The organism is Enterobacter sp. C4G1 (assembly GCF_052886895.1).
This window is the reverse complement of sequence record NZ_JBQVVV010000001.1, coordinates 1,343,414-1,357,162: the sequence shown is the minus strand read 5'-3', so window position 1 is coordinate 1,357,162 and position 13,749 is coordinate 1,343,414. Positions and strand designations below refer to the sequence as shown.

Annotated in this window: 13 protein-coding genes, 1 rRNA gene and 1 riboswitch; of the genes, 7 read left to right on the top strand and 7 right to left on the bottom strand. The window is 54.9% G+C overall.

Translation table 11 applies throughout. The features are described 5' to 3' along the window. Positions 1-46: 46 nt before the first annotated feature. Positions 47-1,586, bottom strand: a 16S ribosomal RNA gene (locus ACT9TW_RS06505). Between the two features lie 562 nt (positions 1,587-2,148). On the opposite strand from ACT9TW_RS06505, the gene purH reads away from it, so the two are divergent. Both purH and purD read left to right on the top strand, forming a co-directional pair. Beyond that, the gene (purH, locus tag ACT9TW_RS06500) at positions 2,149-3,738 is read left to right on the top strand and encodes a bifunctional phosphoribosylaminoimidazolecarboxamide formyltransferase/IMP cyclohydrolase (RefSeq protein ID WP_182063265.1); all 1,590 of its coding nucleotides are present in this window, start codon (positions 2,149-2,151) and stop codon (positions 3,736-3,738) included. A gap of 15 nt (positions 3,739-3,753) precedes the next feature. Continuing rightward, on the top strand, positions 3,754-5,046 hold the full coding sequence (gene purD / locus ACT9TW_RS06495) for a phosphoribosylamine--glycine ligase (protein WP_446491924.1): 1,293 nt from the start codon (positions 3,754-3,756) through the stop codon (positions 5,044-5,046). A gap of 45 nt (positions 5,047-5,091) precedes the next feature. On the opposite strand, the gene ACT9TW_RS06490 is transcribed toward purD, so the two are convergent. From ACT9TW_RS06490 to nudC, 6 genes are all read right to left on the bottom strand, one after another. After that, positions 5,092-5,784 (bottom strand): DUF1481 domain-containing protein, encoded by a 693-nt coding sequence (locus ACT9TW_RS06490; RefSeq protein WP_446492690.1) that lies wholly within the window; start codon positions 5,782-5,784, stop codon positions 5,092-5,094. Positions 5,785-5,795: 11 nt separating this feature from the next. Continuing rightward, positions 5,796-6,068, bottom strand: a complete 273-nt coding sequence (gene hupA, locus ACT9TW_RS06485; protein WP_002445246.1) for a nucleoid-associated protein HU-alpha — start codon at positions 6,066-6,068, stop codon at positions 5,796-5,798. 186 nt (positions 6,069-6,254) lie between these two features. Beyond that, a complete protein-coding gene (locus ACT9TW_RS06480) occupies positions 6,255-6,845 on the bottom strand; it encodes a YjaG family protein (protein WP_014068465.1) in 591 nt (196 codons plus the stop codon). Between the two features lie 41 nt (positions 6,846-6,886). Continuing rightward, a complete protein-coding gene (gene nfi / locus ACT9TW_RS06475) occupies positions 6,887-7,558 on the bottom strand; it encodes a deoxyribonuclease V (RefSeq protein WP_446491923.1) in 672 nt (223 codons plus the stop codon). Positions 7,559-7,567: 9 nt separating this feature from the next. Next, complete coding sequence (gene hemE, locus ACT9TW_RS06470) at positions 7,568-8,632, bottom strand: uroporphyrinogen decarboxylase (protein ID WP_446491922.1); 1,065 nt, start codon at positions 8,630-8,632, stop codon at positions 7,568-7,570. A gap of 40 nt (positions 8,633-8,672) precedes the next feature. Beyond that, positions 8,673-9,446 carry an NAD(+) diphosphatase gene (nudC, locus tag ACT9TW_RS06465; protein WP_446491921.1) on the bottom strand — a complete coding sequence of 258 codons (774 nt, stop codon included), beginning with the start codon at positions 9,444-9,446 and terminating at the stop codon, positions 8,673-8,675. Positions 9,447-9,541: 95 nt separating this feature from the next. Here nudC and rsd point away from each other — a divergent pair, with 95 nt between their 5' ends. The 5 genes from rsd to thiS all read left to right on the top strand — a co-directional run bounded on the left by rsd (position 9,542) and on the right by thiS (position 13,748). Then, complete coding sequence (gene rsd, locus ACT9TW_RS06460; RefSeq protein WP_182063259.1) at positions 9,542-10,039, top strand: sigma D regulator; 498 nt, start codon at positions 9,542-9,544, stop codon at positions 10,037-10,039. A 54-nt stretch (positions 10,040-10,093) separates the two neighbouring features. Then, positions 10,094-10,207: riboswitch (TPP riboswitch) on the top strand. Between the two features lie 78 nt (positions 10,208-10,285). Next, on the top strand, positions 10,286-12,181 hold the full coding sequence (gene thiC, locus ACT9TW_RS06455) for a phosphomethylpyrimidine synthase ThiC (protein WP_446491920.1): 1,896 nt from the start codon (positions 10,286-10,288) through the stop codon (positions 12,179-12,181). Next, positions 12,181-12,816 (top strand): thiamine phosphate synthase, encoded by a 636-nt coding sequence (thiE, locus tag ACT9TW_RS06450; protein WP_446491919.1) that lies wholly within the window; start codon positions 12,181-12,183, stop codon positions 12,814-12,816. Before thiC ends, thiE begins: the two co-directional genes overlap by 1 nt. Continuing rightward, positions 12,809-13,564 carry a HesA/MoeB/ThiF family protein gene (locus ACT9TW_RS06445; RefSeq protein ID WP_446491918.1) on the top strand — a complete coding sequence of 252 codons (756 nt, stop codon included), beginning with the start codon at positions 12,809-12,811 and terminating at the stop codon, positions 13,562-13,564. Before thiE ends, ACT9TW_RS06445 begins: the two co-directional genes overlap by 8 nt. Beyond that, positions 13,548-13,748, top strand: coding sequence for a sulfur carrier protein ThiS (gene thiS, locus ACT9TW_RS06440; RefSeq protein ID WP_182063255.1), 201 nt, complete (start codon positions 13,548-13,550; stop codon positions 13,746-13,748). Before ACT9TW_RS06445 ends, thiS begins: the two co-directional genes overlap by 17 nt. Position 13,749 lies beyond the last annotated feature (1 nt).

Genomic DNA, 13,749 nt, shown 5'->3' with positions numbered 1-13,749 from the left:
TCATCAGACAATCTGTGTGAGCACTACAAAGGCAGGTTCTTTAAGGTAAGGAGGTGATCCAACCGCAGGTTCCCCTACGGTTACCTTGTTACGACTTCACCCCAGTCATGAATCACAAAGTGGTAAGCGCCCTCCCGAAGGTTAAGCTACCTACTTCTTTTGCAACCCACTCCCATGGTGTGACGGGCGGTGTGTACAAGGCCCGGGAACGTATTCACCGTAGCATTCTGATCTACGATTACTAGCGATTCCGACTTCATGGAGTCGAGTTGCAGACTCCAATCCGGACTACGACATACTTTATGAGGTCCGCTTGCTCTCGCGAGGTCGCTTCTCTTTGTATATGCCATTGTAGCACGTGTGTAGCCCTACTCGTAAGGGCCATGATGACTTGACGTCATCCCCACCTTCCTCCAGTTTATCACTGGCAGTCTCCTTTGAGTTCCCGGCCGAACCGCTGGCAACAAAGGATAAGGGTTGCGCTCGTTGCGGGACTTAACCCAACATTTCACAACACGAGCTGACGACAGCCATGCAGCACCTGTCTCAGAGTTCCCGAAGGCACCAAAGCATCTCTGCTAAGTTCTCTGGATGTCAAGAGTAGGTAAGGTTCTTCGCGTTGCATCGAATTAAACCACATGCTCCACCGCTTGTGCGGGCCCCCGTCAATTCATTTGAGTTTTAACCTTGCGGCCGTACTCCCCAGGCGGTCGACTTAACGCGTTAGCTCCGGAAGCCACTCCTCAAGGGAACAACCTCCAAGTCGACATCGTTTACGGCGTGGACTACCAGGGTATCTAATCCTGTTTGCTCCCCACGCTTTCGCACCTGAGCGTCAGTCTTTGTCCAGGGGGCCGCCTTCGCCACCGGTATTCCTCCAGATCTCTACGCATTTCACCGCTACACCTGGAATTCTACCCCCCTCTACAAGACTCTAGCCTGCCAGTTTCGAATGCAGTTCCCAGGTTGAGCCCGGGGATTTCACATCCGACTTGACAGACCGCCTGCGTGCGCTTTACGCCCAGTAATTCCGATTAACGCTTGCACCCTCCGTATTACCGCGGCTGCTGGCACGGAGTTAGCCGGTGCTTCTTCTGCGAGTAACGTCAATCACCAAGGTTATTAACCTTAATGCCTTCCTCCTCGCTGAAAGTACTTTACAACCCGAAGGCCTTCTTCATACACGCGGCATGGCTGCATCAGGCTTGCGCCCATTGTGCAATATTCCCCACTGCTGCCTCCCGTAGGAGTCTGGACCGTGTCTCAGTTCCAGTGTGGCTGGTCATCCTCTCAGACCAGCTAGGGATCGTCGCCTAGGTGAGCCATTACCCCACCTACTAGCTAATCCCATCTGGGCACATCTGATGGCAAGAGGCCCGAAGGTCCCCCTCTTTGGTCTTGCGACGTTATGCGGTATTAGCTACCGTTTCCAGTAGTTATCCCCCTCCATCAGGCAGTTTCCCAGACATTACTCACCCGTCCGCCGCTCGTCACCCAGGAGCAAGCTCCCTGTGTTACCGCTCGACTTGCATGTGTTAGGCCTGCCGCCAGCGTTCAATCTGAGCCATGATCAAACTCTTCAATTTAAGTTTGATGCTCGTGAATTAAACTTCGTAATGAATTACGTATGTTCACTCAGAGACTTGGTATTCATTTATCGTCTTGCGACGTTAAGAATCCATGTCACTTTGAGTGCCCACACAGATTGTCTGATAAATTGTTAAAGAGCAGTTGCAACGTGGCTTTCAGCTCACCGTTGCGAGGTGGCGTATATTACGCTTTCCTCTTTCAGAGTCAACCCGTTATTTCAGGATTTTTTCTCTTCAACCGACCGGGTTGTTTGTGAAGTGATTCACATCCGCCGTGTCGATGGAGGCGCATTATAGGGAGTTCTCCGCAGGCCGCAATAGAAAAATTGCAGAAAAATGACTGACTGCTGCATTCCACAGCAAAACCCCGCCTTATACCTTTTTACACACAGACTTATCCACAATACTACGAAAAAGTGAAAATTCGCGAGCGTTGCGCAAACGTTTTCGTTAAAATGCTCGCGCCTGACAAGGATGTCCCGTTAGGGGTGTTAGCTGAGTTTTTTTGTGGAAAATTCATCTAACGCTCACTGTAATCGTGAAATCCAGGGGATTTACCATGCAACAACGTCGTCCAATCCGCCGCGCTCTGCTCAGTGTTTCTGATAAAGCCGGTATCGTCGAATTCGCTCAGGCACTTTCTGCACGTGGTGTAGAGCTGCTTTCTACTGGCGGAACTGCTCGCCTGTTAGCAGATAAAGGCTTGCCGGTTACCGAAGTGTCCGATTACACCGGTTTCCCGGAAATGATGGATGGACGCGTGAAAACTCTGCACCCGAAAGTGCATGGCGGTATCCTTGGCCGTCGCGGCCAGGATGACGGTATTATGGAACAACATGATATTGCGCCGATCGACATGGTTGTTGTTAACCTCTACCCATTTGCCCAGACCGTTGCCCGCGAAGGCTGCTCTCTGGAAGATGCAGTAGAGAATATTGATATCGGTGGCCCAACCATGGTGCGCTCCGCTGCCAAGAACCATAAAGATGTTGCCATCGTGGTTAAGAGCAACGACTACGCTGCCATTATTAATGAGATGGATGCCAACGAAGGCTCCCTGACTCTGGATACGCGTTTCGACCTCGCCATTAAAGCTTTCGAACACACCGCCGCTTACGACAGCATGATCGCCAACTACTTCGGTAGCCTGGTGCCGGCTTATCATGGCGAAAGCCGTGAGCCGTCTGGTCGCTTCCCACGTACCCTGAACCTGAACTTCATTAAGAAGCAGGATATGCGTTACGGTGAGAACAGCCACCAGCAGGCTGCCTTCTATATAGAAGAAGAAGTAAAAGAAGCATCTGTGGCGACTGCACAACAGGTTCAGGGCAAAGCGCTCTCTTATAACAACATTGCCGACACCGATGCCGCGCTGGAATGTGTGAAAGAGTTCAGCGAGCCAGCCTGCGTTATTGTGAAGCACGCAAACCCATGCGGCGTGGCGGTAAGCACCTCTATTCTGGATGCCTACGATCGCGCTTATAAAACTGACCCGACCTCTGCATTCGGCGGCATTATTGCTTTCAACCGCGAACTGGATGCTGAAACCGCACAGGCCATCATCTCCCGTCAGTTTGTTGAAGTGATCATCGCGCCATCTGCCACGGAAGAAGCCCTGAAAATCACCGCCGCAAAACAGAACGTGCGCGTGCTGGTTTGCGGTCAGTGGGCTGAGCGCGTATCAGGCCTGGACTTCAAACGCGTGAACGGCGGCCTGCTGGTTCAGGATCGCGATCTGGGTATGGTCACGGCGGGTGATCTGCGCGTTGTAACTAAGCGCCAGCCAACCGAGCAGGAACTGCGTGATGCGCTGTTCTGCTGGAAAGTGGCGAAGTTCGTGAAATCCAACGCCATTGTTTATGCAAAAGAGAACATGACCATCGGAATAGGCGCAGGCCAGATGAGCCGCGTTTATTCTGCCAAAATCGCCGGCATCAAAGCAGGTGACGAAGGTCTGGAAGTGAAAGGCTCCGCCATGGCGTCTGACGCCTTCTTCCCGTTCCGTGACGGTATCGATGCTGCCGCAGCTGTAGGTATCACCTGTGTGATCCAGCCTGGCGGTTCCATTCGTGACGACGAAGTGATTGCCGCAGCCGATGAACACGGCATTGCGATGATCTTCACCGACATGCGCCACTTCCGCCATTAATCCACGGAGCAGACAATGAAAGTATTAGTGATTGGTAACGGCGGGCGCGAGCACGCTCTGGCGTGGAAAGCAACACAATCCCCGCTGGTGAAAACCGTCTTTGTCGCGCCAGGCAACGCCGGTACGGCGCTGGAGCCTGCGCTGCAAAACGTGGCTATCGGCGTAACCGATATCCCGGCGCTGCTGAGCTTTGCCCAGAACGAAAAGATCGACCTGACTATCGTTGGCCCGGAAGCTCCGCTGGTGATTGGCGTGGTTGATGCATTCCGCGCTGCGGGCCTGAAAATCTTCGGTCCAACCGAAGGCGCCGCGCAGCTCGAAGGCTCCAAAGCGTTCACCAAAGATTTCCTCGCTCGCCACAATATTCCCACTGCGGAATACCAGAACTTCACGGAAGTTGAGCCAGCCCTGGCTTATCTGCGTGAAAAAGGCGCGCCGATTGTTATTAAAGCCGACGGCCTGGCTGCCGGTAAAGGTGTTATCGTGGCGATGACCCTCGAAGAAGCAGAAGCTGCAGTCCAGGATATGCTGGCAGGCAACGCGTTTGGTGACGCTGGCCACCGTATTGTTATCGAGGAGTTCCTCGACGGTGAAGAGGCGAGCTTTATCGTGATGGTCGACGGCGAGCACGTACTGCCAATGGCCACCAGCCAGGATCACAAACGTGTTGGCGATGCGGATACCGGCCCGAATACTGGCGGTATGGGCGCGTACTCCCCGGCTCCGGTCGTGACTGATGACGTGCATCAGCGCACGATGGATCGCATTATCTGGCCAACCGTAAAAGGCATGGCGGCCGAAGGTAACACCTACACCGGTTTCCTCTATGCGGGCCTGATGATCGACAAGCAGGGTAATCCGAAGGTTATCGAGTTCAACTGTCGCTTTGGCGATCCTGAAACTCAGCCGATCATGCTGCGCATGAAATCCGATCTGGTTGATCTGTGTCTGGCGGCCTGCGAAGGCAAGCTGGACGAGAAAAACTCCGAGTGGGACGAACGTGCTTCTCTGGGCGTGGTGATTGCTGCAGGCGGTTATCCGGGTAACTACAACACCGGTGACGAAATCCACGGTCTGCCGCTGGAAGAGACTGAAGGCGGTAAGGTATTCCATGCGGGGACGAAACTGTCTGATGACGATCGCGTGCTGACCAACGGTGGCCGCGTGCTGTGCGCGACTGCGCTTGGCAATACCGTCGCAGAGGCTCAAAAGCGTGCGTATGCGTTGATGGCAGATATTCACTGGAACGGTAGCTTCAGCCGCCGGGATATTGGTTATCGCGCGATAGCACGTGAGCAGGGCGAGTAATACCCCCTCACCCTAACCCTCTCCCACCGGGAGAGGGAAATTACGTCAGAAACTCTTCTCCATCGGCTGCCAGGTGCAGAAATCTTCGTTCGCCACCAGCAGCAGCTGAGATCCTTCCGGTGCTTCCAGCCAGGATACACTCACTTCAACCGACGACTTTTGCTGTCGACGTTGAATATGTTGTATGGCCCAGGTTTCAAGTTCAGGCTTCACCGTCTGCCCTTCGCAGGTGGTGACCGTACCATCCACATGCCAGCGTCCCTGACGCAGCACGACACGTCCCTGACGCAGCGCATCGCTGGTCTGACGAATTTGTTCAGCACGGTATTTATAGAGGGCGATTTGATCGCTGGAAAGTTGCTGCTTTTGCCCACTCACTTCACGCTGCATAAAACTCAGCTCGCCATGGTCGTCGAAACGCACACGGACATGTTCGGGAGTCTTACTGTAGATATTCAGCTCGATAAGCGACAGGGTGTCGTCTTGCCAGCGGTACTCAGCGGTTGAGGTATCGCCGCTATGCCACGGGCTGAAGGCAGAGAGAAGATGAACTTCCCCGCCAGAATCTTTGCGCCATATCCTGACTGCTCCCTGGTTGTCAGCGTAGCCGCTGCCGGTAAACGGTGGCAGAGAGGAGTCATGGCTACAGGCTGACAGCAACAGCACGCCGGCCAGCGCGAGTGCACCACGCCAGACAGACAAAAGGGGCGTTACCGCCCCTTCGTTAAAACTGTTCACTGCCACGCGTCTTACTTAACAGCGTCTTTCAGTGCTTTACCAGAAACAAATGCCGGCACGTTAGCTGCGGCGATTTTGATTTCTTTACCGGTCTGCGGGTTGCGGCCAGTACGCTCAGCGCGGTGGTTCACTTTGAAGGTACCGAAACCAACCAGTTGTACAGCATCGCCTTCTTTCAGAGACTCAGTAATAGCAGCCAGGGTAGATTCCAGAGCAGCTTTAGCCTGCACTTTAGACAGATCAGCCTTGTCCGCAATTACATCAATCAGTTGAGTCTTGTTCATAAGTTATCCTTTCAATGTGTTTATCGCTTGCTAAGCATCGAGTGCGACGAAAATGCCAAAAAAGCACTCTCCTGCATACACGCACCGATAGCCACTTTTTTTCGCCCCCCAAATGTAGACCAGACGGGGGGCGAAAGGGAAGAGTCGAGGAGTGACAAAACAGGCGTTAAATCACGTTTTGTTGACTCATTGGTTAAAAATTATACCAATATTGCTCTCGGCGGCCTCACGTAAGTCCGCACGAAGCCCTTTGATCAGCTCAATATCGCGTTCTTCGCACTCTGCCAGTAATCGGAAAATCTCCCACTGAATATCCCATTCCTGCTCAACTGCGGGGTTCGCTCGCAGTTCTTCATCGGTCATTTCGCGACCTTCCTGGGTCATTTCCAGCATCGCAACGGTAGTAATCGATGCCTTACTGACTTCAATGGCGTGCTCCAGGGTTTCGCCACTCAGACGGGAGTGAATCAGTTCACTTAATGCCACGCAGGCATCAATTGCCGGATAGACACCGTACAAGTCGAAATCATCCGCTACCGGAATGGCCTCTTCCAGCTTTTCAAGCTGAGAGTCGAAGTTCACCTTCGCGTCTTTGACGGTCAGCGTTTCCCAGATGAGATCCAGAATACGGCGATAGATATGGCCATCACCAAATTCCGTCTGCTTGCAGAACGCGGCGTAGTTGGGATACATGCGCTCGCACAGGCAAGCCATAAAAGTGACGTGCTGCCAGCTTTCCAGCTTCTCAAGGCGCAGATGAATCGGGTTTTGTAACATGATGATGTCTCGAATCGGAAATTAGCGGCAGTTTACCTGAATCATCGCTGAATTTCCTGCCAGCGAATAAAAGCCGGTCGCTGTGATGCAACGGCATCCGCCCAGCGTGTTGGCTCCGGTAAACGATATCCTCTTGTGCAACGCTGCACCCACGTTAGCGCACTGTCCATACTGACCCGGTGCCCGGTGGCGATAAACAGCGGATTACAGCGCGCTTTACTGCGCCAGACCCATGCCAGCTGCTCGCCTTTATCCATCAGGGGGCCGAGGGCGCCCGCTTCGGCAGAAAGAGGCTCAAACGCACCGTACAGGCGCTTTTTGGCGACACCTATCGTTGGCACATCCACCAGCAGGCCAAAATGGCTGGCAACACCCAACCGGCGCGGATGAGAAATACCGTGCCCGTCAACGAACAACAGGTCAGGTTTTTGCGAGAGGAGCTCCCACGCGACCAGCAGCGCGGGATATTCACGAAAGGAGAGAAAACCTGGAATGTAAGGCATGGTGGTAGCGATACGCGCTACCTTGTATTCCACCAGCTCCAGCGAAGGGTACTTCAGTACCACCATCGCGGCTCGCGTCACCTCCCCGCCCTGCTCAAACCCCACATCGGCACCGCCAATATACTGCGGCGGGTTCTTATCGAGTTGATCTTCGCGGATCACCGATGATGCCAGTTCCAACTGATGAGCGCGTAATGACGCGAGATCCATAGCTATCCCTTACTTGTGGTACTGCGCAGACAACCGGTGTACCGCCTCCACAAACGCACCCGCGTGCTCTGGCGGCACATCCTGATGAATACCGTGACCGAGGTTAAAGACGTGGCCTTCACCCTGACCAAAGCCCGCCAGAATAGTTGCGACCTCTTCTTCGATACGTGCAGGCGGTGCATACAGCATGGATGGGTCCATATTGCCTTGCAGCGCCACTTTGTCGCCCACGCGGCGACGTGCATCGGCGATATCGGTCGTCCAGTCCAGCCCAAGCGCGTCACAGCCTGTTGCTGCCATCGCTTCGAGCCACTGACCGCCACCTTTGGTGAACAGCGTTACCGGCACGCGGCGGCCTTCATTTTCGCGCAGCAGACCATCAACAATTTTGTGCATGTAATAGAGCGAGAATTGCTGATAATCGCGCCCGGTCAGCACACCACCCCAGGTATCGAAAATCATCACTGACTGCGCACCCGCTTTAATTTGAGCATTCAGATACAGCGTGACGCTCTTCGCCAGCTTGTCGAGCAGCGCGTGCAGCGCCAGTGGCTCGGCATACATCATCTTTTTGATCACGGTAAAGGCTTTGCTGCTGCCGCCTTCAACCATGTAAGTCGCCAGCGTCCACGGGCTGCCGGAGAAGCCAATCAGCGGCACTTCGCCTTTCAGCTCGCGGCGGATAGTGCGTACCGCATTCATCACGTAGCCCAGTTCACCTTCAGGATCGGGAACAGGCAGCTTATCGACATCCGCTTTGCTCTTAATCGGGGAAGTGAAACGCGGGCCTTCGCCGGTTTCGAAATACAAGCCAAGACCCATGGCATCAGGGATAGTCAGAATGTCCGAAAAGAGGATCGCCGCGTCCAGTGGATAACGTCGCAGCGGCTGGAGCGTCACTTCGCAAGCCAGTTCCGCGTTTTTGCACAGCGACATAAAATCCCCCGCCTGGGCACGGGTGGCTTTGTACTCCGGGAGATAGCGGCCAGCCTGGCGCATCATCCACACCGGAGTGACATCAACGGGCTGGCGCAGCAGCGCACGCAGATAACGATCGTTCTTCAGTTCGGTCATTTTTGCAGTTCCTTAAGCGTCATGGCCTCAGTGTAACATGTCACTCAGCATCAGCCCGACACATTGCTACGGTATCTTCAATAAGCCGGCGCGCCACGGTGCCCGGTGGCGGTAACAGCGGTAAATCGTCGTAACGATACCAGTTCGCCTCCAGCAGCTCTTTCTGGTCGATAACGATCTCGCCGCTGTCGTATTCGGCCATAAACGCGGTCATCAGTGATTGCGGGAACGGCCACGGCTGTGAGGTGACATAGCGCAGGTTTTTCACCGTAATCCCGCTCTCTTCCATGACTTCGCGTGCTACTGCCTGCTCCAGCGTCTCACCCACTTCAACGAATCCGGCTAACACGGTATGTACGCCGTTGCGATGGCGGGTGTGTTGCGCCAGCAGGATCGAATCTTCCCGGCGGATAGCGACAATGATGCACGGCGCAATTTGCGGGTAGTAACGTTCCCGGCAATGGCTGCACAGCATCGCCCATTCGGTTTTGCTCGGATGCATGGTATGGCCGCAATAGCCGCAGTATTTATGCGAACGGTAAAACTCCGCCAGCTGCACACCGCGGCCAGCCAGCTGGAACAGCCCGACATCAAGATCGAGTACCTGACGAACCGATCCCATATCCTGACGGCGGGCCTGCTGGATCATCCACACAGGATCGCCCTGCCACTCGCCGATCCTCAGCGCAGGTTGGCCCACAAGATCGAATTTTTCTGCCGCGCCATAGGGTATTTCCCCTGCGGGCAACCATAATTTTTGTTCGTGACTGACTAACCACCAACCGAGATCTGATTTTTCAATAATACGATCCATATCTATTGCACTACCTTCGCTTCACTGACATGTTGTTAGCATCGTGGTTAAATTTTGGGTAAGCAGATTCAATTCTAAACCTTGCGGAGTCGAACATGTTAAACCAGCTGGAAAGCCTGACAGAGCGCGTTGGAGGAAGTAACAAACTGGTGGATCGCTGGCTACATGTACGCAAGCATCTGCTCGTGGCTTATTACAATCTGGTCGGTATTAAGCCTGGCAAAGAATCCTACATGCGCCTGAACGAAAAAGCGCTGGATGATTTTTGTCAGAGCCTGGTCGACTACTTGTCCGACGGCCATTTCAATATTTATGAACGTATTATCCGCGAAATGGAAGGGACAACGCCGTATTTAGCGGCCAGCAAACTCTATCCGCTGCTGGAAGCCAACACTCAGCAGATTATGGACTACTACGACTCCACGCTTGAGAACGCTATTGATCACGATAACTATCTTGAGTTCCAGCAGGCGCTGTCCGATCTTGGCGAAGCCCTGGAAGAGCGATTTACGCTGGAAGATAAACTGATCGCCCTCGCGCTGGACAACGATTTGAACATCAGTAACGAAGAGAACATCGCGCGGCCTGCTTGAGTTCTTAATCGTTAACGAGTAATTTACAAACATTCGCCCCTCTCACGAGGGGGATTTTTCTTGTCGGAGTGCCCAGCGTTTGCAAAAACGCGGGCTGAGACCGTTAATTCGGGATCCGCGGAACCTGATCAGGCTAATACCTGCGAAGGGAACAAGAGTCACACTGCTGTTGTATCGCCCCTGGGCGATCTCCTCTTGCTTCATCCGTCGTCTGACAAGCCATGTCCTTCACTTTTGGAATGAGCTATGTCTACCACTAAACTGACCCGTCGCGAACAACGCGCACAAGCACAACACTTCATCGACACCCTGGAAGGCACCGCTTTCCCGAACTCAAACCGCATTTATATTACCGGCTCTCAGGCGGATATCCGCGTCCCGATGCGTGAAATCCAGCTTAGCCCAACGCTCATTGGCGGCAGCAAAGAGGATCCGCAGTTTGAAGATAACGAAGCGATCCCGGTGTATGACACCTCTGGCCCGTATGGCGATCCTGAGATTGCGATCAACGTTCAGCAGGGTCTGGCAAAGCTGCGCCAGCCGTGGATTGACGCCCGTAATGACAGCGAAGAACTCAACGAGCAAAGCTCCGCATATACCAAAGAGCGCCTGGCCGACGACGGTCTGGACGAGCTGCGCTTCACCGGCCTGCTGACCCCGAAACGCGCCTCAGCAGGCAAATGCGTAACCCAGCTACACTATGCGCGCCAGGGTATCGTCACGCCGGAAATGGAGTTCATCGCCATCCGCGAAAATATGGGACGTGAACGTATTCGCGGTGAAGTGCTGCGCCACCAGCATCCAGGAGAAGGTTTCGGCGCGCGTCTGCCGGGAAATATCACCCCGGAATTTGTGCGTGACGAAGTGGCCGCCGGGCGCGCCATTATCCCAGCGAACATCAACCACCCAGAATCAGAGCCGATGATCATCGGGCGTAACTTCCTGGTGAAGGTCAACGCCAACATTGGTAACTCGGCGGTGACCTCCTCCATTGAAGAAGAGGTGGAAAAACTGGTCTGGTCTACCCGCTGGGGTGCAGACACGGTGATGGACCTCTCTACCGGGCGTTACATCCACGAAACCCGCGAGTGGATCCTGCGTAACAGCCCGGTACCGATTGGTACTGTGCCCATTTATCAGGCGCTGGAAAAAGTGAACGGCATCGCCGAAAACCTCACCTGGGAAGCCTTCCGCGATACGCTGCTGGAGCAGGCTGAACAGGGTGTGGACTATTTCACCATCCACGCCGGTGTGCTGCTGCGTTATGTGCCGATGACCGCTAAACGCCTGACCGGGATTGTCTCGCGCGGCGGCTCAATCATGGCCAAATGGTGCCTGTCGCACCATCAGGAAAACTTCCTGTACCAGCACTTCCGCGAGATTTGCGAAATCTGCGCGGCCTACGACGTTTCGCTCTCACTGGGCGATGGCCTGCGTCCAGGCTCGATTCAGGATGCCAACGACGAAGCGCAGTTTGCCGAACTGCATACGCTGGGCGAACTGACCAAAATCGCCTGGGAGTATGACGTGCAGGTGATGATTGAAGGACCGGGACATGTCCCTATGCAGATGATCCGCCGCAACATGACCGAAGAGCTGGAGCACTGCCACGAAGCGCCGTTCTATACTCTGGGGCCATTGACCACAGATATCGCGCCAGGCTACGACCACTTCACCTCCGGGATTGGCGCGGCGATGATCGGCTGGTTCGGCTGCGCCATGCTCTGCTACGTAACGCCGAAAGAGCACCTCGGTCTGCCGAACAAAGAAGATGTCAAACAGGGTCTGATCACCTACAAAATTGCCGCCCACGCAGCGGATCTGGCGAAAGGCCATCCGGGCGCGCAAATCCGTGATAACGCGATGTCGAAAGCACGCTTCGAATTCCGCTGGGAAGATCAGTTCAACCTGGCGCTCGACCCGTTCACCGCCCGCGCCTACCACGACGAAACCCTGCCACAGGAATCCGGTAAAGTGGCGCACTTCTGCTCCATGTGCGGGCCAAAGTTCTGCTCCATGAAAATCACCCAGGAAGTGCGTGATTACGCAGCGGCACAGGCTATTGAAGTGGGCATGGCGGACATGTCAGATAACTTCCGCGCAAAAGGCGGCGAAATCTACCTCAAAAAAGAGGAGGCGTAATGTATCAGCCTGATTTCCCACCGGTTCCCTTTCGGCTAGGGCTTTACCCGGTAGTGGATAGCGTTGAGTGGATTGCGCGCCTGCTGGAGGCAGGCGTTCGCACCATCCAGCTGCGTATCAAAGATAAACGTGATGAAGAGGTGGAGGCCGATGTGGTCGCCGCCATTGAACTGGGGCGTCGTTATGACGCCCGCCTGTTTATCAACGACTACTGGCGACTGGCCATTAAGCACCAGGCTTACGGCGTGCACCTGGGTCAGGAAGACCTGGAGAAAACCGATCTCCGGGCCATTCGTGAAGCGGGACTGCGTCTTGGCGTCTCGACCCATGACGACATGGAGATCGATATTGCACTGGCCGCTCGCCCTTCGTATATCGCACTTGGCCACGTCTTCCCGACACAGACCAAACAGATGCCTTCAGCACCCCAGGGTCTTGGGCAGTTGGCCGTCCATATTCAGCGACTGACCGATTATCCCACCGTCGCTATCGGCGGCATTAGCCTTGAACGGGCTCCGGCTGTGCTGGAGACGGGCGTTGGCAGTATTGCCGTCGTCAGCGCCATCACCCAGGCCGCAGACTGGCAGTCCGCCACCGAACAACTGTTACAGCTGGCAGGAGCAGGTGATGAATGATCGCGACTTTATGCGCTACAGCCGGCAGATACTGCTGGAAGATATCGCTATCGACGGCCAGAAAAAACTTCTTGAAAGCCGGGTGTTAGTTGTCGGGCTGGGAGGATTAGGGACGCCCGCCGCGCTGTATCTGGCTGGAGCGGGCGTGGGTACGCTGGTGCTGGCGGACGACGACGACGTGCATCTCAGCAACCTGCAACGCCAGATCCTTTTTACCACCGACGATATTAACCAGCCCAAAGCGCGTATCACCCGGCAGCGGCTAAACCAGCTCAACCCTGATATCGAACTTATCGCCCTGCAAGAGCGTCTGGCGGGTGAAGACCTGCTACGCGAAGTGGCGCTTGCGGATGTTGTGCTGGATTGCACCGACAATATGGCAACCCGCCAGGCCATCAACGCCGCCTGCGTAACACATAACACGCCGCTTATCACCGCCAGTGCGGTCGGTTTCGGTGGGCAAATGATGGTGCTCACGCCGCCCTGGGCGCAGGGGTGCTATCGCTGCCTGTGGCCAGACGATGCCGAGCCGGAACGCAACTGCCGCACCGCGGGCATTCTTGGGCCTGTGGTGGGTGTAATGGGGGCATTGCAGGCACTGGAGGCCATTAAGTTACTCAGCGATATGGCGACGGATCGCAATACGCTGCGGCTGTTTGATGCCCGCTCTGGCGGCTGGCGACACCTGGCGTTACACCGCGCAAGCCAATGTCCAGTGTGTGGAGGCCAGAATGCGCATTCTGTTTAATGACGAACCGCTGAAGTGCGACGATGGGCTCACCATCGCCATACTGCTCGACAAATTGCGCCAACTGAAGCCGGGAACAGCTCTGGCACTTAATCAACAGATCCTGCCGCGTGAGCAGTGGGAGCATCAGCAGGTGCGCGAAGGCGACAACATCCTGCTGTTTCAGGTTATCGCAGGGGGTTGAT

What these genes read in the sequence shown, in the direction of transcription:
- thiE (WP_446491919.1), top strand. Translation starts at nt 12,181, where the DNA reads ATGTATCAGCCTGATTTCCCACCGGTTCCCTTTCGGCTAGGGCTTTAC.
- nudC (WP_446491921.1), bottom strand. Translation starts at nt 9,446, where the DNA reads ATGGATCGTATTATTGAAAAATCAGATCTCGGTTGGTGGTTAGTCAGT.
- ACT9TW_RS06445 (WP_446491918.1), top strand. Translation starts at nt 12,809, where the DNA reads ATGAATGATCGCGACTTTATGCGCTACAGCCGGCAGATACTGCTGGAA.
- thiC (WP_446491920.1), top strand. Translation starts at nt 10,286, where the DNA reads ATGTCTACCACTAAACTGACCCGTCGCGAACAACGCGCACAAGCACAA.
- hupA (WP_002445246.1), bottom strand. Translation starts at nt 6,068, where the DNA reads ATGAACAAGACTCAACTGATTGATGTAATTGCGGACAAGGCTGATCTG.
- ACT9TW_RS06480 (WP_014068465.1), bottom strand. Translation starts at nt 6,845, where the DNA reads ATGTTACAAAACCCGATTCATCTGCGCCTTGAGAAGCTGGAAAGCTGG.
- rsd (WP_182063259.1), top strand. Translation starts at nt 9,542, where the DNA reads ATGTTAAACCAGCTGGAAAGCCTGACAGAGCGCGTTGGAGGAAGTAAC.
- purH (WP_182063265.1), top strand. Translation starts at nt 2,149, where the DNA reads ATGCAACAACGTCGTCCAATCCGCCGCGCTCTGCTCAGTGTTTCTGAT.
- hemE (WP_446491922.1), bottom strand. Translation starts at nt 8,632, where the DNA reads ATGACCGAACTGAAGAACGATCGTTATCTGCGTGCGCTGCTGCGCCAG.
- purD (WP_446491924.1), top strand. Translation starts at nt 3,754, where the DNA reads ATGAAAGTATTAGTGATTGGTAACGGCGGGCGCGAGCACGCTCTGGCG.
- thiS (WP_182063255.1), top strand. Translation starts at nt 13,548, where the DNA reads ATGCGCATTCTGTTTAATGACGAACCGCTGAAGTGCGACGATGGGCTC.
- nfi (WP_446491923.1), bottom strand. Translation starts at nt 7,558, where the DNA reads ATGGATCTCGCGTCATTACGCGCTCATCAGTTGGAACTGGCATCATCG.